The sequence below is a fragment of the Hypericibacter terrae genome (assembly GCF_008728855.1).
In the GTDB taxonomy this organism is placed as follows: domain Bacteria; phylum Pseudomonadota; class Alphaproteobacteria; order Dongiales; family Dongiaceae; genus Hypericibacter; species Hypericibacter terrae.
Map to the genome: position 1 here is coordinate 789,587 of NZ_CP042906.1, position 21,665 is coordinate 811,251.

Genomic DNA, 21,665 nt, shown 5'->3' on the forward strand with positions numbered 1-21,665 from the left:
GAAGAAGGTCAGCCCTTGCCGCCGGTTCCCGCCACCGACCTGCGATGGAATTGTGGGGTTGGCATCCCCCCGCGGCCGAAGATGCGGCGCCTTAATTTTTATCAATGCCGCGATCCGGCGAACGGCACTTAATTCCAGGCTTGGTCCGTTGCGCGCGCGCCGTCGCGCCCTTTTCTTCTGCCGAACGCGGAGGGATGGGCGCGTGACCAGGAAGGAAGTCGATATGTGCCGGCCGAGTTCGTCCACAGGTCCGTCATCCCTGGCTGGTCATGGCCGCGCGCTCGCCCTGCTGCTGCTGCCATTGCTCGCCGCCTGCGGCCCCGATGCGAAGACGCCGGGCTGGACCTTTGCGCCCACCGAGCCGCCGCCGCCAGCCGAGCAGGAACTCGTTCCGCCGCCGCCCGAGGGTGCCGGCGATAGCGCCGTCTGGGAATTCGGCCACTGGCACCGGGAAGGCCAGGAATACACCTGGGTCCCCGGCCATTATGTCCAGCCGTCCAATGACACGGCGGTCGGGTCCAATGGCCGCTGGGTTTACACCGGCAATCACCAGTGGATCTGGATCCCGGGCCATGTGCAGAAAGAGTGACGCGGCCGGCAGATGTCGTGCGGCCTACCCCGCGACCAGCTTGCGATAGAGATGCCAGGTCGCGTGTCCCAGCACCGGCATCACCACGATCAGCCCCAGGAAGAGCGGGATCGAACCCAGCACCAGCCCGCCCACGACGATCAGGCCCCAGGCCGCCATCGGTCCCGGATTCATCCGCACCGCGCGGATCGAGGTCCGCACCGCGGTGTCGAGCCCGACATCCTTGTCGAGCAGCAGCGGGAAGGAGATGACGCTGATCGACATGGCGAGGAGCGCGAAGAGGAATCCGATACCGCAGCCGACGACGATGAGCGTCCAGCCGGCGCCGGTGGTGAAGAGATCGCGCGCGAAGGCGCCGATCGAGAGCGGGACCGCCGGCCCCAGGGTCACCGCATAGAGCAGCCAGGCGACCGCGAGCCAGACCAGGAACAGGAGGACGAGTCCCAGCCCCAGCAGCAGGATCGGGCCGATCGCCGGCGCCTTCAGCACCGCGAAGGCGTTGACCCAGCTCGCCCGCTCCCCGTGCTCGCGCTCGCGGCTCATCTCATAGAGGCCGAGGGCCGCGAAGGGTCCGATGAGGGCGAAGCCCGAGGCCAGCGGGAACAGCAGCGGCAGCATGGCATGGCCATAGACCGCGCGCGCCAGCAGCAGGCCCACCACGGGGTAGAACACGCAGAGCGCGATCACGTCGGTGCGATAGGCGCCGTAATCGGCGAAGCCCTTGCGGATCACATCCTTGAGCTCGCTCGCGCGGATGCGATGCAGGGCGGGGGCCGGCGAATGCAGCGTCGTCTTGGTGTGGCCGATGGCATGGCCGGCTTCGCCCAGCGCGTGGCCCAGATTTTTCATCTGGTCCACGCTCCACTCGACCGGGTTGCGGATGGCTTCAGTCATGGCGTCCTCCCGAACGGTTGATCCGGGGGGTCGCGCGCGCCCTTGGACGGCCTCGGCTGATGGTCATGCGGTCTTGATACGGCCGTCGGACGTAAGACCCGCGACCCACCATCCCCACAGAATAGGCCGATCGGGCGCCAGCGCCAGCCCCCTGCGGCGGACCTCGCGGTAAGGCGTTGATATGGGCCGAGTTAACCTTGTGGCCGCGAGCCTCGTCCGCTCAGGCCTTCCAGCCATAGCGCGGCACGGCCGCCTTGTAGCGGCGGTAGGGCTCGCCGAATTTGGTCTCGAGATAGGTCTCCTCGCGCAGCACGATGCCGTAATGGAGCAGGGGCAGGCTCGCCAGCGTGAGCAGCAGGACCCAGTCGAGCGCGAAACCGACCGCCACGCCGAAGAGCGCGATGCAACCGCCGACATACATCGGGTTGCGGATATGGGCGAAGACGCCCTCGGTCGCCAGCGCCGTCGCGGGCAGGGTGGGTCGTGTGTTGGTGCCGATCGACTGGAAGAAGCGATTGGCGACGATCACCAGCGCCATGCCGCCGACGAAGGCGAGGATGCCGACGATATGGCGCCCCAGCGGCGCGATCTGCGCCAGGAGCCCCAGGGGCAGAAGCCATTGCAGCAGGAGCCCCAGCAGCAGCACGGCCAAGGGCACGAGCGGGGGGAAGACGAGGATGGCAGGGCGGTCTGGCGGGGTGGCGGTCATGGATGCGGACTCCGGCTCTTTCGGCGTCTCGAAACGGGGCCCGACTCTATCACCAGTTCACGGGACCGGCGGCGCTAGATCGCAAGCTCGACGGAGGTGCCCGTAAGGCCGTCGGTCGTCACCAGCTTGCGGCAGCGTCGCTTCAGCTCATCGAGAAGCGAGCTGTCGGGGACCGGGTTCTGGGTGCCATAGACATTCTTCTTCGTCGAAACCAGTACCTGGGCCTTGCTCTTTCGCGAAACCGGCAGGAGCGAGTCCAGGAGGTCCAGCGGCGTCCCGTTGTGACTGCCATGATGGGCGACCTTGAGGAAATCGACCGGCTTCAGAGCGGCCTTGCATTTCTTCGCGATCATCTCCCAGCTCTCGAGCTCGGCATCGCCCGGCAGCAGCAGCCGCTTGCCGGCGACTTCGATCAACAGGCAGAGCGAGGTGTTGTTCTGCGCCCGGTCGATGAACCGCGCCGCGGCGACGCCGTCCTCGCGAATGGTCCGGCGGAGCCGCTCGAAATCGCTGGGCGAGATGCCGCCGAGATCGCTCTTTTCCGCGCGCGGCACCGATGGAAAACCCCAGTCGATCCCGGCCCCGTGACTGTTCCCGTGACGGCCGGCCCCCATTGTCGCGGCGAGCGCCGTCGTCAACGCATTCTCGCGCGCCTTCGCGCTGTAATAGATGCTGACATCCGGCTCCGGGGCCAGGACCTCGATCTTGATGTTCTTGAAGAGCTTGGTCGCCGCTACGCCTTCGCCGCGCGCGAGATAGGCGACCGGCTTTTTGCCGAGCTGGCGCAGATAGCCGATCCGATCGGCGTTCGACAGGTTGTTCTCGAGCAGCGACTGAAAGCCCGGATGGAGGACGAGGCCGCGTCGGCGCGCCTGCGCGGCGAAACTTGCCAGACCCGCGCGAAGGCTCTTCTGCAGCTTCGCCTTCGGATAGTTGCGGTAATAGTCCGGGTGGCTGGGGAGGCTCATCCAGACGCGATCGACCTGGATGTCGTCGAACACCTGCCGCTCGCGATAGAAGCCCTCCATGTGATCGAGATGCTCGTGCGTCATGATCACCAGGTCGAGATGCTTGCCGGTACGCTTGGCAATGTCGCGCGCGATGTCCGGGAAGCGCTGCAGGCTGGAGGCGTCATTGGGAGCCCGCCCGAAGTCGATCAGGATGTTCCGGGTCTGATTGCCGTCGGGCAGAGTGAGCAGGATGCAGTCGCCGAAGCCGACGATATAGCCGCGAACCAGGATGGGGCTGCTCATGGGTGACCGTCTCCCGGCCTGCCGTGGCGCATCGCGGCGTTGCGCTCGAGACGTACCCGGTTGCCCTCCAGGATCGCGCGCACCGGAAAGCTGTCGATCCCCGGCGCGCCGATGCCGCGCGCCCCGTCGACCACGCCGATGCGCCCGTCGCGCACCAGGAAGGCGACGTAGGCGAGAAGCGCGCGGCGGCGCTGCGGCGTCGGCAGCACCAGCGAGCTGTGGAGAAAATTGCCGTTGCCGTCAAAGACCAGGGTTCCGCCGCAATAGAGCGGAAGGAATCCACCGGCAAGCGCGCCGAAGCGCCGGCCCTCGAGCCTGACATCGTCGCTCCAAGTGAACTCGATCACGCGCTCCTTGGGCGGTCGATAGCCGCTCTTCGCGCGCTTGTTGGTACGATAGACCGACGGCACCCGCAGATTGGCATCGGCCGGGATGCCGAACAGGGCCCGATACTGATCGAGGAAGCGGTAGGCGTCGGCGGGCGTTGCGGTGATGGCGTCGATGTCCGCCGTGGCGCGAAGCTCATAGATCGTCTGATCGCGCGCGCCGGTATTCTCGTTCGTCAGCCCGATCTGCCGTCTCCGGAAGATGCGCCGGAGCTGCGCTCGAATGCCCAATGGATCGGTCGGATAGGCCACTTCGTCCGCGCGGATCACGGCGCGGGCATACTCCTCATAGCGAACGTCGACCGGCGGGCAATAATCGATGGCCCGCAACATGATGTTCGACGTCTTGTTGGCGGCACCGAACAGCGCCTGGATGCAGCGCCGCTGGCGCTCGCCCACGCCGCGAACGCCTTCCAATCCGCGCCTGTCGTCCCTGCTCTCGAGCTGGTGCCGGTAGAGATATTCCAGCAGATCGTAATAGGCGCCGGTGAGGATCTCGGACCAGTCATGCTCTTCGAAGGTTCCGCGCAAGTCGCCCATCTTCCGGTTGTTCCAGGCACCGCGAAGATAGGCCTCATCGGGAAGTCGGTGGATCGCGGCGCCGAACTCGCTGGCGATGGCGGAGACGAGATTCCTGGCGGACAGGCGCGCCGGCGCGCCCCTGGTCACGATCCGGGCGATTTCGTCGATGTCGAGGCTCGACATCATGGCGACGGCATCGCCGAAATATTCGTGGAAACCCGCCGTCTCGGGCGAGCAGATCTCGTTATAACCGGGCTTCAGCCCGTCGAGGATGGCATGGCCCAGCTCATGCGCGACGATGTCATGCGAGAGGCAGGTATAAACCGGCTTTCCGTCCAGCCCTTCGAAATAGAAGAAATGCAGCGCCCCGGTGCCGCGGTCATAGAAGGCGTTCTCCTGGTAGCCCGCGTGAGGCAGAATTAGCAGCCGGCCCAGTCCGGACGCCCAGGGTATGGGGCGGGCGAGAGCATACTCGCCCTCCATCTTGGTCAGGATCTGCTCAACGATGGCCCATGCATTCACCTGATGAAAATTGAAGTCGTCGAGAATGCGATTGTGGCGGAGCCGCGCGATACCGTGAAATCCCTTGCCGTTCTTCAGCGCCTTGGCGGAAGCAAAACGCGTGTCGAGGTCGGCATTGTAATCGATGACCGCGACCCGGGCGCTGGTCGGGCCGTCATGGGCCGTCGCGATGCTGAGCGGCGTTTCGAGGGGCCAGAGGCCTTGCTCGCGGGCAACGAGCGGATCCTTCGGCAGGATCTTGACCTGCACCGTGACAGGTGTCCTGCGTCGCCGTCGCCGAGCCGATGGCTGCTTCGCTGCCATACGCCCCTCCGGGACACTCCTCGCCCATGGGATAGTGAACCCAAGTCTGGGTTGCGGCAACGCTGTTAGGAGGCGGTGCTGCAGCGAGGCGAGGGTGGCTTGACTGGTGCTTCAATCAATTCGGATTCGGCCTGCTATTCAGGCGCTTGACAATGCTGCTTCGGAACGGGCTTCTGGGCGCCCGTCATGGCCTTCACCGACATCAAGCCCGAACCGATGACCCAGGCGCTGGCGGAAGCCGCGGCCGCGGCGGCGCGCGGCGAGGTGCCAGTCGGGGCGGTGCTGGTCAACAGCGCCACCGGCGCCGTGCTGGCCAAGTCCGGCAATCGGGTCGAGGCCGACGCCGACCCGACCGCCCATGCCGAGCTTCTCGTCATCCGCGCCGGGGCCCGGGCGCTGGGCAGCCCGCGGCTCGAGACCTGCGATCTCTATGTCACGCTCGAGCCCTGCGCCATGTGCGCCCAGGCGATCGCCTTCGCGCGCATCCGGCGGCTCTATTTCGGCGCCTACGACCCCAAGGGCGGCGGCGTCGAGCATGGCGCCCGCATCTTCGAGCAGGCGACCTGCCATCACCGCCCCGAGGTCTATGGCGGCATCGCCGAGCGCGAGGCGGGGGTGCTGCTGAAGCGGTTCTTCAAGGAGCGGCGCTAAAAGACGCGGACGCGCTGACGCGCGAATCTCGATACCCCTCCCCCTACCCCCTCCCGCAAGGGGAGGGGGCGTGATTGGCGTAGATCTCGCTCGAAGCTCGAAAGTTGAGCAAAGCGATCACATTGACTTAGGGGGTAGGGGGAGGGTGCGCTTACGCGATCCCGAAAATCCGTCGCGGTCTTGCAAGCCCCGCGAGTTCATGCGTGCCGAGCTCGCACAAGCCGGGATGGTCGCCCAGCGCGGTGGCGAAGCTCTCCGAGAGCAGCACGGGGCGCTCGAGCCGCTTGCACAGGGTCTCGATGCGGGAGGCCTCGTTGACGGCGGGGCCGACGACGGTGAAGTCGAGACGGTCGGAGGTGCCGACATTGCCGTAGAGCACCTCGCCGTGATGGAGCGCCAGATCGAGCCCCAGCACCGGCAGCCCCTCGGTCGCGCGTGCCTGATTGAGCAGCGCCATCGCGGCCTGCCCGGCTTGCGCCGCCGCCAGCGCGCGCAAGCAGGCGTCGCCGGCATCCTCTCCCGAGGGGAAGATCGCCATCAGCCCGTCGCCGAGGAATTTGAGGATATGCCCGCCCTGGCTCGTCACAGGGTCGCCCATCGCGTCGAAGGCGGCGTTCAGCAGCGTCAGCGTGCCCTCGATCGGCGTGGTGTCGGAGAAAGCGGTGAAGCCGCGCAGGTCCGCGAACAGGATTGCCGCCTCGATGCGCTGCACGCCGCCGCGCGTGATCTCGCCCGCCAGCACCCGCTCGACCGAATTGCCGCCGACATAGGTCGTGAGCAGGTTGCGCGCGATCTGCTGCTGGGTGTCGGCCTTCACCACCAGGGCCGTCGTGCCCATCAGCTCCTCGAGCAGCACGATGTCCTCGTCCGCGAAGCCGCCGGGCGCGCCCGTGGCCCAGCTCGTGATCATGCCCATCATCTGCGTCCAGGGCAGATCCGCCTCGGGGTTGAAGCTGTGCAGGCAGCAGAGCCAGTCGGTCAGACCTTGGTCGCGGAACTCGGTCAGCACCGGGAAGTCGAGCTGCGCCTGGTTGCCGGTGAGGCGCCGGCGCAGGGCCGGCAGCCGGTTCTCCAGCACATATTTGAAGGGGCTCTCCTTCCAGCCCTGGGTGTCGTCCAGCCCGCGGGTGAAGAACTGCGTCTCGACCGCGCCGGTCTTGCGCGTCCAGGTGTGGCTGAAGCCGCGCCAGGAGGGATGCAGCAGCGCCACCGAGAGATGCGCGCGCTCGATCTGCAGCGGCGTCGCCGCGAGGCGCCGGCACAGCTCCTCGAACGTCGCCAGCACCGGCCGGTTCTGAAGCCCGCTCTCGATCAGCCAGACATGAATGGGAATGGCATCGAACATGGGGAGACTCGACGGAGGAGAAACCGCTGCGTCTTACATAGGAGAAAGATCGCCGGTTGCCAGGGCGGAAATGGGGAGAAAGCCCCAATTGTCACCCCCGCGAAAGCGGGGGCCCATGGATCGGCCTGAGCGTTGGACAACGATGGGTCCCCGCTTTCGCGGGGATGACGGCGTTGGTGTTATATCGGCAACCGGTCCCTGACCCGGTAATAGAAGATCGACGGCGCCAGGAACCAGGGCCAGCCGGTGTAGAGCGGGCGCGTGGGGAAGGAGAGCCCGTCGATGGCGGTCGCCCCTTCCTTCAGGCCGAGGATCTGCTGGCCGATCCGGGTGCCGAAATAGGTCGCGAGCGAGACGCCCGAGCCGCAATAGCCCATCGCGTACCAGAGCCCGTCCTGCTTGCCGATATGGGGCATGGTGTCGAAGGTGTAGGCGACGAAGCCGTACCAGCTATGCGTGATCTTGGCGGTCTGCAGCTGCGGATAGATCTCGCACATCGCCTTGTGCAGGCGCGGCGCGCTGACATTGGCGTCGGTCTCGTTATAGGCGACGCGGCCGCCGAACAGCATGCGCCGCTTGTCGGGCGAGAGCCGGTAATAGAATACCAGCTTGCGCGAATCCGAGAGCGAGCGCGCATTCGGATTGAGGCCCAGCGCCAGCGACGGCTCGAGCGGCTCGGTGGCGATGATGTAGCTGCCGATGGGGATGACGCGCCGGCGGAACCAGGGCGTGCCGGGTCCGGTATAGCCGTTCGACGCGATCAGCACGTCGCGCGCCCGGACATCGCCGCGCGCGGTCTTGACGGTGAAGGCCTGCGAGCCGCGCTCGACCGCATTGACCTTGGTCCGGTCGATCACGGTGGCGCCGGCCTCGCGCACCCGCGCCAGCAATCCGGCGTGATAGCGCGCCGGATGGAGCTGCGCATGGCGCGGGAACACCGCGCCGCCGAAATAGCGGTCGGAGCCGATCTCGCGGCGCTGCTCGGATCGGGGCACCATCTGGTAGGGCACTTCCTGGCCCGGGGCCTGATGGCCCAGATGCTGCGCCATCGCCTCGTACTGGCGCGGATTATGGGCGGCGTGGAAGCGGCCATTGACCTCCCAGTCGCAATCGATCTTCTCGCGCTTGATGAGCTCGGCGATGAAGTCGAGCGCGCGGATGCCCTCGCGCCGGATCTCGAGCGCCTGGGCGGCCCCATGACGCTGCGTCAGGGTCGCATAATCGGGCTTGATCGAGGTCGAGACCTGGCCGCCATTGCGGGTCGAGCAGCCGAAGCCCGCGACCTCGGAATCGAGCACCACCACCGAGCGTCCGCCGCGCGCCGCGACCAGCGCCGCCGAGAGCCCGGTATAGCCGGAGCCGACGATGGCGAGATCGACCGAGGCCGGCGGCCTGGCCTCGGGCAGCGAGGCCGGCGGCGCCTGGTCCCACCAATAGGATTGCTGCTTGTAGCCGCTCGCGAACAATTCGTTTCCGTTCATGATACCCGTCGGACTGATGATGGTTATTTCTCGGCCAGGACCGTGACCGCCATCCAGTTCGGCGGCGGCGGCACGATCATGAAGGCTTTCGCGCGCTCGATGAAGAGGCGTGCGGGCGGGTCGCCGTCCGGACGTTCCCGGTCGGCGGCCTTGAAGGCGTCGATCGCCTCGGCGAATTTACGCTGCGCATAGAGATCGAGGCCCTGCTCATAGAGCGCGATCCAGCCCAGCGGTTCGAGCCGCGGGCGCTCGGCAGGCAACCCGATCAGCTCATAGATCGCGATGCCCTCCTTCTTGCCATAGACCGCGACCCGGTCGAGGCGGCGCACGAGGATGGCGTCGCCCGCCTGGCGGCGGGTCTCCTCGCCGATCAGGGTCGCGGTGCCGTAGCGCTTGTTGAGGGCCTCCAGCCGCGAGGCGACATTCACGGAATCGCCGATCGCCGTGTAGTTGAGCCGCTCCTCCGAGCCGATATTGCCCACCAGGATGTTGCCGCTGTTGATGCCGACCCGCATCTTCAGGGGCAGCCGGCCCTGTGCCTGGGCCTCGAGCCCCAGGGTTGCCAGGGCCTGCTGGCAGGCGAGCGCCACGCGGCAGGCGTCGAGCGCATGATCGGGATTGGGCTCGGGCGCGCCCCAGAGCGCCATGATCGCGTCGCCGATGAACTTGTCGATGACGCCGCGGCCTTCGGCGATGATCGGCGACATGCGGCTGAGATACTCCGCCAGCACCGGCACCACCGCGTCGCCCAGCTTCTCCGAGAGCGCGGTGAAGCCGGCGAGGTCGGTGAACATCACCGTGATCGGCAGATGGGTGCCGCCGGGCTTGGCCTCGATGCCCTGCTTCAGCAGGCGGCGCACCAGCTCGGTCGGGACATATTTCTGGAACGAGGCGAGGCCCGAGGCCATATGGACGAGCGCGCCCGACAGCCGGTCGATCTCCGAGAGGAAGGAGTTCATGCGCTGCACGCGATGAAGCTCGAAATTCTCGATATGGCGGAGCTCGGCGATGACGCGGCGCAGGGGCCGGGAGATCGCGGCGCGCGCGAACCAGATGGCGCCGTTGGCCATGATCAGGGTGAAGAAGCCGACGATCCAGGCGAGCCGGCGCGTATTGCGCTCGACCTCGGCCAGGAAATCCGAGGCCGGGATCACGGTCGCGACCAGCCAGCCATTGAAGCCCAGCGGCGTGAAGGTGACGAAATAATCGTCGCGATCGACCGTCGAGCGATAGTCCCAGGACATGGTGGCGTGGATCTGGCCGAGCTGCATGCCGAAATGATGCAACGCCTCCATCGCCACCTTGTTGAGCTTGTCGCGGATCGCGTCGTTCATGACCGCCGTCGAGGCGGTCGCCGCGCCGGCCTCGTCGCTCTTCTCCGCCAGCTCCGGCGCCGCCACGATATGGCCCTCGGCATCGACAATGGCGACCGTGCCGTTGCGCGCCACCTGGATACCGGCCAGGAACTGCGAGAGCCGCTCGAGCTCGATCGCGACGCAGATGATGCCCTGGAACTTGCCATAGACCTCGAGCTGGCTCGAGATGGCGATGGCGGGCTTGGTCTCGGTCGGAAACTGGCTGATGTCGCTCCAGACCGGTTTGTCCGCGGCCATGGCGCGGACGTACCAGGGCTGCTGCGAGGCATCGAACTGGGAGTCCGTGAAGTTGCGCTGCTCGAACTCGATGTCGCCGGTGATGACCTTGTAGCTGTCGACGCGGCGCTGGGCCATTTTGTGCGCCGTGTCCCAGGTGACCTCGACCATCAGGATGCTCTCGTCGCCGAGCTTCTCGGCGCCGAAGAAATGGCCGTCGGGCCAGCCGAAGGAGATCCAGGAGAGGCTCGGCTGCGACTGCAGCAGCGCCAGGAAGATGAATTCGCGCTTGGCCTCGTCCTGCGGCGTGATGACGTTCTGGAAGAAGATCGTGCGCAAGGCTTCCTGCGCCGCGGTCGCGTTGGCGATGACCGAGGCCACTTCCTGCTGGATCGAGCCCGCGATCTTGTCGTTGAGCTGGCCGACCAGGTCCTTGAGGTTGCCGCGCGCGACGGCCTGCCAGGAGAAATGGATCAGGCCTGCGGTCAGCAGCACCGAGAGCAGCAGCGTGACCATGAGCACCGCGCCCAGGCTCGGACGCCAGCGCCGGCGCGCCTCGCCGATGCCGGCCGCCTCGGCGGCGCTCTCCTCCAGGTCCTCGGTGGCCGGCTCTGCCATGGCGACGGCGATGTTCCCCTCTCCGTCGCGGATCTGTAACGGAGGCGGCACAGGCTAGCCTTTGTGCCGCCGCAGGGTCCATGCGGCTCGTCATCTCAATTCTATCCCCTCCCCCCTTGAGGGGGAGGTTAGGGTGGGGGGTGATCGAGGAACGCGATGACGAGGGAGTTTTTCGTCGCGCGATGATCGTCTGCAGGGAGTGCGTGGCCACCCCCCACCCCAGCCTCCCCCTCAAGGGGGGAGGCGAAGAAAGTGAACTACGGGGCCGGGGTTGCGAACCGCCCGCTTCTCGGCCAGCATGGCCGCCTCATTCGCCGGCCGGCCCGGCGATCCATCTCGGGGAGAAACAGCATGTCCGGACCCACGATCCATCGTTTCGAAGCCAACGGACCCGGCGGCAAGGGGCTGCAGGATTGGGGCGGAATTCCTGCCGAATCGCTGGTGAGCGGCACGCCGCACCAGAACGGCCATAGCTACGTGAACGACGACAAGCTGGGCTTCAAGGCGGGCGTGTGGGACTGCACCGCCATGACCGGCAAGATGGAGCCCTATCCCTGCCATGAGTTCATGGTGGTGCTCGAGGGCTCGGTCACCATGATCGAGGAGAACGGGCGCGAGACCACGATCAAGGCGGGTGAGAGCTTCATCCTGCCTAAGGGCCTCGTCTGCCAGTGGAAGCAACCGGGCTATATCCGCAAATTCTACGTGATCTGGGACGATCCGGCCGGTGCCGCGCCGAAGGACCCGAAGGCGCTGAAAGTGCTGAAGCCCGATCCCAAGGGCAAGCTCGAGCCGAGCACGCCGACCCCGGCCGAGATGCTCATCTCCGGCAAACCGGTGCAGCATGGCCATGACTGGTTCGTCGATCCGACCGGCCAGTGGAGCGTGGGCGTGTGGGATTCGACCGCCTATCACCGCAAGCCGGCACCGTTCCCGCGCTACGAGATGATGAGCTTGCTCGAAGGGGCCGTCACCATCACCGACGACAAGGGCAAGGTGAACCACTTCAAAGCCGGCGATACTTTCTTCATCGAGCAGGGTGCCGTCAGCGATTTCAAGACCGATGGCTATGTGCGGAAGTTCTATTGCATCTTCCAGCCGAAGAAGGCCGCGGCGAAGAGCGAAGCGGCGGAGTGAACGGACGCGGGCGCTCGCGCAAGCGAGCGCCCGCGACTCCTTTCTGCGCGAACCCCTCCCCCTACCCCCTCCCGCAAGGGGAGGGGGCTGGAAAATAAAGATCACGCCGGCCGTCGTGGTGGGAGAGATGAAAATCGAAGACCACGCCCCCGCCCCCTGCGGGAGGGGGTAGGGGGAGGGGTGCCACGGACTCGGAACCTCACCGGCGTCACGGCGTTCCCTTCCCATAACCGTTTATGCTCCTCTCTCGCGCCCAGGAGGACCTTCGCCCGCATGGCCGCCACCCCCGCCGCCCTCGTCATCATCGATGTGCAGAACGCGATCCTGCGCGGGCTCGGCGGCGCGCGGAGCGCTGAGATCCAGCGGGCTTTCGAAGCCGTGGTGGCGCGCATCGCGGCCTTGCAGGCGCGAGCCCGTGCCGCCGGATTGCCGGTGATCCTGGTGCAGCATGACGGCGAGCCCGGTCATCGCCTCGCGGCCGGCAGCGAAGGGTGGCTCATCCGCGGCGAGCTGGCGCCGCATCCGGGCGAGGCGGTGGTGCATAAGAAGAGCTGCGACAGTTTCTTCGAAACCGACCTGGCAGGGCAGCTCGCCGCGCGCGGGATCGAGCCCGGGACCGGTCGTCTCGTCATCGCCGGCTGCATGACCGAATATTGCGTCGACACCACCTGCCGGCGCGCGGTCAGCCTCGGTTATGACGTGACGCTCGCGGCCGACGCGCATATGACGGCCGATTCGGGCGGGCTCACCTTCGAGCAGATCATCGCCCATCACAACGCGCTGCTCGACGGCTTCGACGCCGGCAGCAGGATCGTGACAGTGACGCCGGCGGCGGACATCGCGCTGTAACAATTCGCGCTGCTTTGAGTGCCGCGGGGACGGTGTGTGCGGCGGAAAAATTCGGCGAGATCGGCATGGGAAATACGCGCTCCCGACGAGAAGGGCGTTCAATACCGCCGGTTCTCCTTGTGACAAGAAAGGCCCCTGCGGCAGTCGGTCTCACGCACGAGATTGTGAGCGGCACCGCCAGGTTTTCGCCACTAGGCTTTCAACCCAGGGGGCGTGAGACGAGGGAGGCCGTCGTTGCAGAACCATCCCGCCGGGCCGGATGAAGAACGGCCATCCCAGCCGAGCGTCGGCGCCGCGCTGCTGCGTCTCGGCATCATCGGTATCGTCTCGCTGCTCGCCACCGCGGCCATCGCCCATGCCGGCGGATGGCTCCATCCCAGCAAACCGGCGCCGGTGCGCGTTGTCGACGGCCTGGCGCAGGAGAGCCTGCTGCCGGCCGGCTTCCGGCTCAAGGCTGTGAAGGGTCCCTGCCTTGCCGACGCGATCGAGAGCGATGGCCGGGGCCCGCGCGATTCCAAGGCCGCCCTGTTCGATCCGGGACAGGACCCGGCGACCGGCGGCTTCGCGCTCGCCGGCGGCCGGGCCTATCTTCCCGGCACGCTGCCGACCGTCCGGGGCATGGCACTGCGCTTCATGCCGGTGGACGGCGAAGATTCTCCTCTGACCGGAGAGACCGGGGAGGAAGGGCATGAGCGCGTCGCAGCCCCCCTCTCCCGGCTTCTTCCCGCGAGCGGACGGCGTCTGAACTAGGACGCGTCCTGGCCGATCATCGCCGGCGCTTCCGCGAGCCCGATGAGCTCCGCTGCCCAGCCGAGGCATACCGCAAGCTGCAGCCGCTGGATCCAGCGCAGGCGCGGCAATCCCGGCGGCGGAGGGAGCCAGGCCTTGTCGGCGAAATAGCCGGCCGCGAAGGCGAGCGCGATCTGCTGATCGCGCCGCGGAAAACGCAAGCCCAGCGCCCGCTCGAACAGCACCACCGTCTCATTCGCCGTTGGGCCGCCTTCGCCCTCGACGCTGGGCGCGAAGAACACCGTATCGAGCACCACCGGCCCCGTCGTCACATAGGACCAATCCAGCAGCACCGGCGCGCCGTCCGGACGGAACAGGAGATTGTCCGAGCGCAGATCGAGATGGATGAGGGACGTCGCGCGCGCCGGGTCCGGCTGCAGCAGCTCGCCCGCAGCCGATTGCAGCTCGATCAGGCGCGGCAGGCTGCGGTCGAACCAGCGGCGGCCGGAGGCCCTGTCGACGAAGAGCGAGAGGAAGCCCTCCTGCGCGTCGCGCGAACGCGCCAGGGCGATCCAGCCGCTGTTCGCGTCGGTCAGATCCACGGTCAGCGAGCGATAGGCATCGGGGCGTTCCCAGCTCCGGGCCAGCTCGCGCGCACGCTCATAGAACGCGGCCAGCGCCCGCGCCAGGCGCTCGAGCTTGGCAGGGGACCAGGGCAGCGCCTTCTGCGCGCCCGCGATCGAGTCGAGCATGAGGAAGGTCCAGTCCCCCGCCTCGATCGTGCCGAGATAATCCGGTGCCAGCCCTTCGAGGACGGGCAGCGCCCGATAGCTCTCGATCTCCTGCGCCAGGGACAGCCGCCCCTCGCGGGTCTGGCCGGGATGCGCGCCCTTGACGAAGACGCGCCGCCCGTCGGCCAAGGTCAGATGGAACGAGGCCGAGGGCGAATAGCCGCCCCAGGCGATCTCGGCCTCGGCGACGCCGGCGCCCAAAGCGCGTTCGAGGGCCGCGACCACGGCGGGCGGCAGGTCGCTCCAGGAGGGCTTGCTCTCGCGCGCCGCCGGCGGCGGTTCGGTGAAGGGCAAGGGCATGCTTGCGCCGCCGAGCCGGCTCTAAGATTGCGAGGGGCCGCCGCCGCGCGCGCCGACCGCGCGCCAGCCGATATCGCGGCGGCAGAATCCCTCCGGCCAGTCGATCTGGTCGACCGCCGCATAGGCGCGGGCCTGGGCCTCGGCGACCGAGCTGCCGAGCGCGCTCACCCCCAGCACGCGCCCGCCATTGGCGAGGATGCGCCCATCGGCCGCGCGTTCCGTGCCGGCATGGAACACCACCACGTCGCGCATCTGCGCCGCACGGTCGAGCCCCTTGATCTCGGTGCCCTTCTTGTAGGGGCCGGGATAGCCCTTCGCCGCCATCACCACCGTGAGCGAGGTCTCGGCCTTCCAGCGCAGATGGAACTTCGCCAGCATGCCGTCGGCTGCCGCGATCAGCGCCGGGAGCAGGTCCGACACCAGCCGCAGGCACAGCGCCTGGCATTCGGGATCGCCGAAGCGGACATTGTATTCGATGAGCCTCGGACCCTTGGGTCCGATCATCAGGCCGGCGAAGAGCACGCCGGTGAAGGGACGGCCCTCGGCTTCCATCGCGGCCACGGTCGGCAGGATGATGGTCTTCATCACCTGCGCCGCCATCGCCTCGGTGACGACGGGAGCCGGGGAATAGGCGCCCATGCCGCCGGTGTTGGGGCCGGTGTCGCCTTCGCCCACGGTCTTGTGATCCTGCGCCGAGGCGAGCGGCAAGGCGGTCTTGCCGTCGACCAGGGCGAAGAAGCTCGCCTCCTCGCCTTCGAGGAACTCCTCGATCACGATCTCTGCCCCCGCGGTGCCGAACTCGCGCGCGGTCAGCATCATGTCGATCGCGGCCTCGGCTTCCGCGACCGACTGCGCCACGACCACGCCCTTGCCGGCGGCGAGCCCGTCGGCCTTGATCACGATCGGCGCTCCTTGCGCCCGCACATAGGCCTTGGCGGGCGCCGCCTCGGTGAAGCGCTTGAAGGCGGCGGTCGGGATCTTGTATTTGGCGCAGAGTTCCTTGGTGAAGGATTTGGAGCCTTCGAGCGCCGCCGCTTTCGCGGAAGGTCCGAAGGTCTTGATCCCGGCGGCGCGCAAGCGGTCCGCCAGACCCGCGACCAGCGGCGCCTCGGGGCCGACCACGACGAAATCGATCCGGTTGTCGCGCGCGAAGGCGACCAGCTTGTCGATCTCGTCCGCCTTGATCGGCACGCATTCGGCCTCGGCCGCGATGCCGGCATTGCCCGGCGCGCAATAGAGCTTGTCGCAAAGCGGCGAGGCCGCGATCGCCCAGCACAGCGCATGCTCGCGCCCACCCGATCCGACCACCAATATCCGCATCTGCGATTCCTCCTTCGTAGTTCCGAGTCGGCTGAGCGACCCCTTCCCCTACCCCCTCCCGCAAGGGAAGGGGGTGGAGTTTAGCAGAACCCCCTCGCTCTATCCGTCGCCGCGCCCGAAGCTTTGAAGTAGAGCGAAGCGATCACATTAAGTTAGGGGGTAGGGGGAGGGGGTGCTGCAGCAACGCGCTGGTTCCCGCCGGGCCGGGTTCTTAGCATAGAATGGGGCCATGAGCGAAAGCCGGACCCCGGCGGGGGAGACCCGCCTGCATAACCTGCCCGAATACAGCGTCTCGGAAATCAGCCGCGCCGTGAAATCGACGCTGGAGGAGAATTTTCAGCGCATCCGCGTGCGCGGCGAGGTGTCGAAGCCGAATTATCACGGCTCGGGCCATCTCTATTTCAGCCTCAAGGACGAGGATGCCGTGATCGACGCGGTCTGCTGGCGCGGCACGGTCGGACGGCTCAAGCTCAAGATCGAGCATGGCATGGAGCTGATCGCCACGGGCCGCATCAGCTCCTATCCGGGCAGCTCGAAATACCAGATCGTCATCGACTCGGTGGAATTGGCCGGCGAGGGCGCGCTGCTGAAGCTCCTGGAGGAGCGGCGCAAGAAGCTCGCGGCCGAAGGCCTGTTCGACGAGGCGCGCAAGAAGCCGCTGCCCATGCTTCCGGCCGTGATCGGCGTCATCACCTCGCCGACCGGGGCCGTCATCCGCGACATCCTGCATCGCCTGGCCGACCGCTTCCCGCGGCCGGTGCTGCTCTGGCCGGTCGCGGTTCAGGGCGAGGGGGCGGCCGAGCAGGTCGCCGCCGCCATTCGCGGATTCAACGCCCTGGTTCCCGGCGGCAAAGTGCCGCGCCCCGATCTCATTATCGTCGCGCGCGGCGGCGGCAGCCTCGAGGATCTCTGGGCCTTCAACGAGGAAATCGTGGTGCGCGCGGTCGCGGCTGGCACGATCCCGCTGATTTCCGCGATCGGTCATGAAACCGACACGACGCTGATCGATTTCGTCTCCGACCGGCGGGCGCCGACACCGACCGCGGCGGCCGAGATGGCGGTGCCGGTCCGCGCGGAGCTCATGGCCGCGATCGCCGAGAACGGCCACCGCCTCGCCCAGGCCGTGGCGCGCGATCTGGCCCATCGGCGCACGGAGATCCAGGGCCTCGCGCGCGGCCTGCCCGAGCCGCGCCGGCTGATCGAGGAGAAGACCCAGCAGCTCGATGGCTGGATCGAGCGCCTCAAGGGCGCCGAGCGCGGCTTCTTCGCCGAACGCCAGCGCCAGGTCGCGACGCTCGCCGCGCGCCTGGTGACGCCGGGCGAGATGATCCGGCGCAAATCGCAGGAGCTGGCCCATGGCGCAACCTTGCTGAAGAACGCGATGGCGGGTTTCGCCGCGAAGAAGGAGCGCGGGCTCGATCGCATCGCGGCCGGGCTGCGGCCGGCGCTCGTGACCGAGCTGATCGCGCGCCGCCGCCTGGCGCTGGACGGGCTCGCGCGGCTGCTCGAAGGCCTCTCCTATGAAAGCGTGCTGCAGCGGGGCTTCGTGCTGGTGCGCGATGCGGCCGAGCGGCCGGTCACGCAGGCGGCCGCGGTCGCCGCCGGCATGAAGCTGACCCTGACCTTCGGCGACGGCACCGTGCCGGCGATCGCCGAGGCCGGCGGCAGAACCTCCTCGCGTTCCGGCAAGGCTGCGGCGGCGCCCGAATCGCCTGCCTCATCCAAACCGAAGAAAGGCGGGCCCAAGGACGGCGGCCCGCAAGGCTCACTGCTATGACACTCGATCGCTCGCGCCGGCGCTGGTTCACCGGCGGTGCTGCGTTCGGCGCCGCCTGGGCGCTGGGCCTGCGCAGCGGCTTCGGGGCCGCACCGCCGAAGATCGAGGGACCCATGACCCAGGGCGGGCTGTTGTTCGGCCATGCCGAGCCCGGGTCGCGCGTGTGGCTCGACGGCGCAAGCATCATGGTGTCGCCCGCGGGCGAGTTCCTGCTGGGCTTCAATCGCGATGCGCCGCCCGAGGCCAAGGTCCGGATCGAACATGGCGATCATTCGGTCGAGGAGCGGACCCTCGCGATCGCGCAGCGCAGTTATGAGGAGCAGCGGATCAACGGGCTGCCGCAGAACACGGTGACGCCCAACGCCGAGGAGCAGGCGAAGATCGCGGCCGACCAGGAGAAGATCAACGCCGCGCGCGTTACGCAATCGACAGTCGCCTGGTATGCGCATGGCTTCGACTGGCCGGCGCTGGGCCCGATCTCCGGTGTCTATGGTTCTGTGCGAATCCTCAACGGCGTGCCGCGCAATCCGCATTACGGCGTCGATATCGCGGCGCCCGAGGGCGCGCCGGTCAGGAGTCCGGCCGACGGCATCGTCCGGCTCGCCGAGACCGGCATGCTGCTCACCGGCGGCACCGTCATCATCGAGCATGGGCTGGGCCTGACCTCGATCCTGATCCATATGTCGGCGGTGCTGGCGCATCCAGGGCTCTTCGTCGCCAAGGGCACCCAGATCGGCCGCATCGGCCATACCGGCCGCGCGACTGGGCCGCATTGCCACTGGGGCATGAACTGGCGCGATGTGAAGCTCGATGCGCAGCTGCTGGTGCCGCCCATGCCGGCCAGCGCGGCGATGCTGAGCTCGCCGAAGGCCCCGGCCGCGACCGGAGAGTGACGTCGGCTGCTTCAGCACGCGAGAACGGGCTTTAGCAGCCGGTCGAGCGCCGCTTCGTCCTCGATGCGCAGCAGGATATCGAGCGACGTCAGGCCCGAACGGAAGTTGGGATGGATGCGCACCCAATCCTTGCGGGTGGTCAGCAGTTCCGCTTTGAGCGCCGCTGCCTCGGCGCGGAGCCGGTCGAGCTCCTTCTCGCTGTAGCGGTGATGATCGGGAAATTCGCGCCAGCCGGCGAGATCGAGCCCCATCTCCTCGATCGTGCGGCGGAATTTGTCGGGCGCCCCCAGGCCGCAAAAGGCGAACCAGCGCCGGCCCTTCAGGTTTTGCGGATGGGTCGGTTCGATCCGCGCCTTGAGGACCGGCAGCCCCGCCGGCAACCGGGCCGCGACACCGGCCTCGTCCGGACCGATGATGACGGCGAGCTGGCAGCGGGCAGCGGCCTGCGCGACCGGCTCGCGCAAGGGGCCCGCCGGCAATTGCCAACCATTGCCGAAGCCCGAGATGCCGTCGATCGTCAGGATCGAGAAATCCCGGGCGATCGTCCTGTTCTGCAGCCCGTCGTCGAGCAGCACGACATCGGCGCCGTCCTGCAGCGCGGCCACGACCCCGGCCGCGCGGTTGCGCGCGATCCAGACCGGCGCGGATTGCGTCAGCACCAGCGTTTCGTCGCCGACCTCGGTCGCCAGATGGCGCTGGGGATCGACCCGCAAGGGGCCGCGCTCGCTGCCGCCATAGCCGCGCGCGACGATATGAACCCGGCGACCCTGCTGGCGCAGCCGCAAGGCCAGGGCGAAGGTAAGCGGCGTCTTGCCGGCGCCGCCCACGGTGGCGGCCCCGACGCAGATCACGGGCACGCGCGCGCGATGCGGTTTGGCACCCGCCCGGCGCGCGAGAAATCCGAGGCGATAGAGCCCGGCCGCGGGTGCCAGCAGGGCCGGCAGGAGGATCGACGCGTCGCGCCGCCAGAATCTAGGGGATGACATGAACAGCCTTCGCGGTGTCGAGCGCCTGCAGGATCGGCGCCAAAGCGGCGAGGCTGCGATCGAGAACCTGTGCCTCGGCTTGCGAGAAACGCTGGGCGGCGGCGGCGAGTTCCGAGCGCGCGCCAGTATCGCCGAGAAGCGCGATCGCCGCCGACGCCAGGCTCGGCGCATCGGGAAGAATCCGGCAGCCGCCCGCTTCCGCGAGGCGCTCATAGAGATCGGCAAAATTGCCGATATGAGGGCCGGTCAGGATCGCGCGGCCCAGCAGCGCCGGTTCGATCGGATTATGGCCGCCCTTGTCGACGAGCGACCCGCCCATGATCACGAGGTCCGCCAGCCGGAACCACAACCCCATCTCACCCAGGCTGTCGGCGAGATAGATCCGGTCCTTGGGGCCGGGCAGCCCGCCCAGGGAGCGGCGACGCAGCTTGCCGCCCAGCGCCAACAACGGGCGCAGGAGGGTGAGAAGGGCGTCGCCGCGCGCCGGATGGCGCGGCGCCACCAGCAGCAGCGGCGCGATCTCGGCGGTCAGATGCGGCGCCAGCGCTGTCGCCAGCAGCCTCTCTTCGGGCTCATGGCTGCTGGCCAGCAGGATCACCGGGCGTCCGGCGATGGAAGCCCGGAACCGAGCGAGCTCCGCCTCGTCGCAAGCGGGCAGGGCCGCCGCGGCCTTGAGATTGCCGATGGCGACGGCCTGGGGCGCGCCGAGGCCGAGGAAATGCTGGCGTTGCGCTTCGTCGATGGTCGCGATCACGGCGAAGGCGCCGAGGATCCGGCGGGCGAAGCCGCGCAGCCAGCGCCAGCGCCGGAAGGAGCGCTCGGAGAGACGGCCATTGACCAGCGCCAGGGGCAGGGCCCGCGCCTGGGTGGCCAGCAGGAGGTTGGGCCAGAGCTCGGAATCTGCGATGACGCCGGCATCGGGACGCCAGTGATCGAGGAAGCGCTCGACCCAGGCCCGGCGGTCCAGCGGCAGATATTGCTGGATGGCGCCCGGCGGCAGCGCGCTCGTGAGCAAGCTGGCGGCGCTGACCGTGTTGCAGGTAACGAGCAGCTGCAAGGTCGGTTGGCGCCGACGCAGGACCTCGATCAGGGGCAGGAGCGACTGGGTCTCGCCGATGCTGGCGCCATGCAGCCAGAGCAAGGGTCCCGACGGCCGGGCGATACCCGTCTCGCCCTTCCGCTCGCCGAGGCGGGCCTTGTCTTCCTTGCCGAGGGCCGCGCGCCGTTCGAGGTGACGCTCGAGCCAGGGGCCCGCGAGGCCGGTCGCGGCGCGATAGAGGGTCGCCATCATCGGGCTGCCTCCGCGATCGCCAGGGATGGCGCGGGCTCGATCGGGGCATGGCCCATGCGCCGGTCGCAATCGGCGGAGAGCTCGTTGAGCGCCCGTTCGAGCGCCAGTCGCGCCGCTTCGATCGCGGCCGCGTCGGCGTCGCGCGGCACCGAGATCGGCGCGCCGACGCGATAGAGGCCGCGCCCGAAGGGCAAGGGCAGGAGGAAGCGATCCCAGGAGCCGAGGACTCGGCGCCGGCTGGTGGCGACGGCGCTGGGCAGGATCGGCACGCCGGTCAGGGCCGCGAGCTGAATCGTGCCGGCCGCCGCCTGCATGCGCGGTCCCCGCGGCCCGTCGGGCGCGATCGAGACGATGCCGCCTTTGCTCAACCGAGCCCGGCATTGGAGCATGGCCGTCTCGCCGCCGCGCCCGGTCGAGCCGTCGATGGTGGAGAGTCCCAGGTGCTCGATCACGCGGGCCACGAGACGGCCGTCGCGATGGGTGGAGATCAGGACCGCCGCCGCGCGCGCTTCGCGATGGCAGAGCGGCATCATGGCGAGCCGCCCATGCCAGAAGCAGAAGATGAGGGGCTTGCCCTCGGCCCGGAGGGCTTCGAGCGTGTCGAACCCTTCGCGCTGCCAGCGCGTGGTCCCGCCGACGATGCGGATGTAGAGAGCGAGGAGAAAGCCGAGCGGCGCCTGGATGAACCCCGATGCCAGCAGCCGGCGCGAGATTCGCATCGGCGGGC

General features: G+C 68.1%; 19 protein-coding genes. 7 read left to right on the top strand and 12 right to left on the bottom strand.

Annotated features, from left to right (window positions below):
* The first annotated feature begins 202 nt into the window (after positions 1-202).
* Entirely contained in the window at positions 203-589 is a 387-nt protein-coding gene (locus FRZ44_RS03675; RefSeq protein ID WP_151175896.1) for a hypothetical protein, read from the top strand.
* Between the two features lie 24 nt (positions 590-613).
* On the opposite strand, the gene FRZ44_RS03680 is transcribed toward FRZ44_RS03675, so the two are convergent.
* The 4 genes from FRZ44_RS03680 to FRZ44_RS03695 all read right to left on the bottom strand — a co-directional run bounded on the left by FRZ44_RS03680 (position 614) and on the right by FRZ44_RS03695 (position 5,124).
* Entirely contained in the window at positions 614-1,483 is an 870-nt protein-coding gene (locus tag FRZ44_RS03680; RefSeq protein WP_151175897.1) for a DUF2189 domain-containing protein, read from the bottom strand.
* A gap of 220 nt (positions 1,484-1,703) precedes the next feature.
* Positions 1,704-2,192, bottom strand: a complete 489-nt coding sequence (locus tag FRZ44_RS03685) for a methyltransferase family protein (protein ID WP_151175898.1) — start codon at positions 2,190-2,192, stop codon at positions 1,704-1,706.
* Between the two features lie 74 nt (positions 2,193-2,266).
* Positions 2,267-3,445 (bottom strand): ComEC/Rec2 family competence protein, encoded by a 1,179-nt coding sequence (locus FRZ44_RS03690; RefSeq protein ID WP_151175899.1) that lies wholly within the window; start codon positions 3,443-3,445, stop codon positions 2,267-2,269.
* A complete protein-coding gene (locus FRZ44_RS03695) occupies positions 3,442-5,124 on the bottom strand; it encodes a gluzincin family metallopeptidase (protein WP_151175900.1) in 1,683 nt (560 codons plus the stop codon). The genes FRZ44_RS03690 and FRZ44_RS03695 overlap by 4 nt, the downstream gene beginning before the upstream one ends.
* A gap of 240 nt (positions 5,125-5,364) precedes the next feature.
* On the opposite strand from FRZ44_RS03695, the gene FRZ44_RS03700 reads away from it, so the two are divergent.
* A complete protein-coding gene (locus tag FRZ44_RS03700) occupies positions 5,365-5,829 on the top strand; it encodes a nucleoside deaminase (RefSeq protein WP_151175901.1) in 465 nt (154 codons plus the stop codon).
* A gap of 151 nt (positions 5,830-5,980) precedes the next feature.
* On the opposite strand, the gene FRZ44_RS03705 is transcribed toward FRZ44_RS03700, so the two are convergent.
* The 3 genes from FRZ44_RS03705 to FRZ44_RS03715 form a co-directional block, all read right to left on the bottom strand.
* Positions 5,981-7,174 (bottom strand): adenylate/guanylate cyclase domain-containing protein, encoded by a 1,194-nt coding sequence (locus FRZ44_RS03705; protein WP_151175902.1) that lies wholly within the window; start codon positions 7,172-7,174, stop codon positions 5,981-5,983.
* Positions 7,175-7,353: 179 nt separating this feature from the next.
* Positions 7,354-8,655, bottom strand: a complete 1,302-nt coding sequence (locus tag FRZ44_RS03710; protein ID WP_151175903.1) for an NAD(P)/FAD-dependent oxidoreductase — start codon at positions 8,653-8,655, stop codon at positions 7,354-7,356.
* Between the two features lie 23 nt (positions 8,656-8,678).
* Entirely contained in the window at positions 8,679-10,865 is a 2,187-nt protein-coding gene (locus tag FRZ44_RS03715; RefSeq protein WP_151175904.1) for an adenylate/guanylate cyclase domain-containing protein, read from the bottom strand.
* A 351-nt stretch (positions 10,866-11,216) separates the two neighbouring features.
* Here FRZ44_RS03715 and FRZ44_RS03720 point away from each other — a divergent pair, with 351 nt between their 5' ends.
* From FRZ44_RS03720 to FRZ44_RS03730, 3 genes are all read left to right on the top strand, one after another.
* Entirely contained in the window at positions 11,217-12,002 is a 786-nt protein-coding gene (locus FRZ44_RS03720; RefSeq protein ID WP_151175905.1) for a cupin domain-containing protein, read from the top strand.
* A gap of 273 nt (positions 12,003-12,275) precedes the next feature.
* Positions 12,276-12,851, top strand: coding sequence for an isochorismatase family protein (locus FRZ44_RS03725; protein WP_151175906.1), 576 nt, complete (start codon positions 12,276-12,278; stop codon positions 12,849-12,851).
* 234 nt (positions 12,852-13,085) lie between these two features.
* Positions 13,086-13,601 (top strand): catalase family protein, encoded by a 516-nt coding sequence (locus FRZ44_RS03730; protein ID WP_151175907.1) that lies wholly within the window; start codon positions 13,086-13,088, stop codon positions 13,599-13,601.
* Here the strand turns inward: FRZ44_RS03730 and FRZ44_RS03735 are convergent.
* Together FRZ44_RS03735 and purD are read right to left on the bottom strand one after the other, a co-directional pair.
* Positions 13,598-14,671 (bottom strand): phosphotransferase, encoded by a 1,074-nt coding sequence (locus tag FRZ44_RS03735; protein ID WP_151175908.1) that lies wholly within the window; start codon positions 14,669-14,671, stop codon positions 13,598-13,600. The two genes, FRZ44_RS03730 and FRZ44_RS03735, sit on opposite strands and share 4 nt — an antisense overlap.
* Positions 14,672-14,692: 21 nt before the next feature.
* The gene (gene purD, locus FRZ44_RS03740) at positions 14,693-15,991 is read right to left on the bottom strand and encodes a phosphoribosylamine--glycine ligase (RefSeq protein WP_151175909.1); all 1,299 of its coding nucleotides are present in this window, start codon (positions 15,989-15,991) and stop codon (positions 14,693-14,695) included.
* 229 nt (positions 15,992-16,220) lie between these two features.
* On the opposite strand from purD, the gene xseA reads away from it, so the two are divergent.
* Together xseA and FRZ44_RS03750 are read left to right on the top strand one after the other, a co-directional pair.
* Positions 16,221-17,768 (top strand): exodeoxyribonuclease VII large subunit, encoded by a 1,548-nt coding sequence (gene xseA / locus FRZ44_RS03745; RefSeq protein ID WP_151175910.1) that lies wholly within the window; start codon positions 16,221-16,223, stop codon positions 17,766-17,768.
* The gene (locus FRZ44_RS03750; RefSeq protein ID WP_151175911.1) at positions 17,765-18,661 is read left to right on the top strand and encodes a M23 family metallopeptidase; all 897 of its coding nucleotides are present in this window, start codon (positions 17,765-17,767) and stop codon (positions 18,659-18,661) included. Before xseA ends, FRZ44_RS03750 begins: the two co-directional genes overlap by 4 nt.
* Positions 18,662-18,672: 11 nt before the next feature.
* Here FRZ44_RS03750 and lpxK read toward each other — a convergent pair whose 3' ends face one another.
* The 3 genes from lpxK to FRZ44_RS03765 are packed head-to-tail and all read right to left on the bottom strand — an operon-like array spanning position 18,673 to position 21,657.
* Positions 18,673-19,647, bottom strand: coding sequence for a tetraacyldisaccharide 4'-kinase (lpxK, locus tag FRZ44_RS03755; RefSeq protein WP_151175912.1), 975 nt, complete (start codon positions 19,645-19,647; stop codon positions 18,673-18,675).
* Complete coding sequence (locus FRZ44_RS03760; protein WP_151175913.1) at positions 19,634-20,938, bottom strand: 3-deoxy-D-manno-octulosonic acid transferase; 1,305 nt, start codon at positions 20,936-20,938, stop codon at positions 19,634-19,636. Before FRZ44_RS03760 ends, lpxK begins: the two co-directional genes overlap by 14 nt.
* Positions 20,935-21,657: a lysophospholipid acyltransferase family protein gene (locus FRZ44_RS03765; protein WP_151175914.1), complete on the bottom strand. Its 723-nt coding sequence runs from the start codon at positions 21,655-21,657 to the stop codon at positions 20,935-20,937. The genes FRZ44_RS03760 and FRZ44_RS03765 overlap by 4 nt, the downstream gene beginning before the upstream one ends.
* Between the last annotated feature and the right edge of the window lie 8 nt (positions 21,658-21,665).

Bases quoted from the DNA above. Each gene is read 5' to 3' on its own strand.
- FRZ44_RS03700 (WP_151175901.1), top strand. From the start codon at position 5,365: ATGGCCTTCACCGACATCAAGCCCGAACCGATGACCCAGGCGCTGGCG.
- FRZ44_RS03690 (WP_151175899.1), bottom strand. From the start codon at position 3,445: ATGAGCAGCCCCATCCTGGTTCGCGGCTATATCGTCGGCTTCGGCGAC.
- FRZ44_RS03725 (WP_151175906.1), top strand. From the start codon at position 12,276: ATGGCCGCCACCCCCGCCGCCCTCGTCATCATCGATGTGCAGAACGCG.
- FRZ44_RS03715 (WP_151175904.1), bottom strand. From the start codon at position 10,865: ATGGCAGAGCCGGCCACCGAGGACCTGGAGGAGAGCGCCGCCGAGGCG.
- FRZ44_RS03685 (WP_151175898.1), bottom strand. From the start codon at position 2,192: ATGACCGCCACCCCGCCAGACCGCCCTGCCATCCTCGTCTTCCCCCCG.
- FRZ44_RS03760 (WP_151175913.1), bottom strand. From the start codon at position 20,938: ATGATGGCGACCCTCTATCGCGCCGCGACCGGCCTCGCGGGCCCCTGG.
- FRZ44_RS03680 (WP_151175897.1), bottom strand. From the start codon at position 1,483: ATGACTGAAGCCATCCGCAACCCGGTCGAGTGGAGCGTGGACCAGATG.
- FRZ44_RS03765 (WP_151175914.1), bottom strand. From the start codon at position 21,657: ATGCGAATCTCGCGCCGGCTGCTGGCATCGGGGTTCATCCAGGCGCCG.
- lpxK (WP_151175912.1), bottom strand. From the start codon at position 19,647: ATGTCATCCCCTAGATTCTGGCGGCGCGACGCGTCGATCCTCCTGCCG.
- FRZ44_RS03710 (WP_151175903.1), bottom strand. From the start codon at position 8,655: ATGAACGGAAACGAATTGTTCGCGAGCGGCTACAAGCAGCAATCCTAT.
- FRZ44_RS03735 (WP_151175908.1), bottom strand. From the start codon at position 14,671: ATGCCCTTGCCCTTCACCGAACCGCCGCCGGCGGCGCGCGAGAGCAAG.
- purD (WP_151175909.1), bottom strand. From the start codon at position 15,991: ATGCGGATATTGGTGGTCGGATCGGGTGGGCGCGAGCATGCGCTGTGC.
- FRZ44_RS03720 (WP_151175905.1), top strand. From the start codon at position 11,217: ATGTCCGGACCCACGATCCATCGTTTCGAAGCCAACGGACCCGGCGGC.
- xseA (WP_151175910.1), top strand. From the start codon at position 16,221: ATGAGCGAAAGCCGGACCCCGGCGGGGGAGACCCGCCTGCATAACCTG.
- FRZ44_RS03750 (WP_151175911.1), top strand. From the start codon at position 17,765: ATGACACTCGATCGCTCGCGCCGGCGCTGGTTCACCGGCGGTGCTGCG.
- FRZ44_RS03705 (WP_151175902.1), bottom strand. From the start codon at position 7,174: ATGTTCGATGCCATTCCCATTCATGTCTGGCTGATCGAGAGCGGGCTT.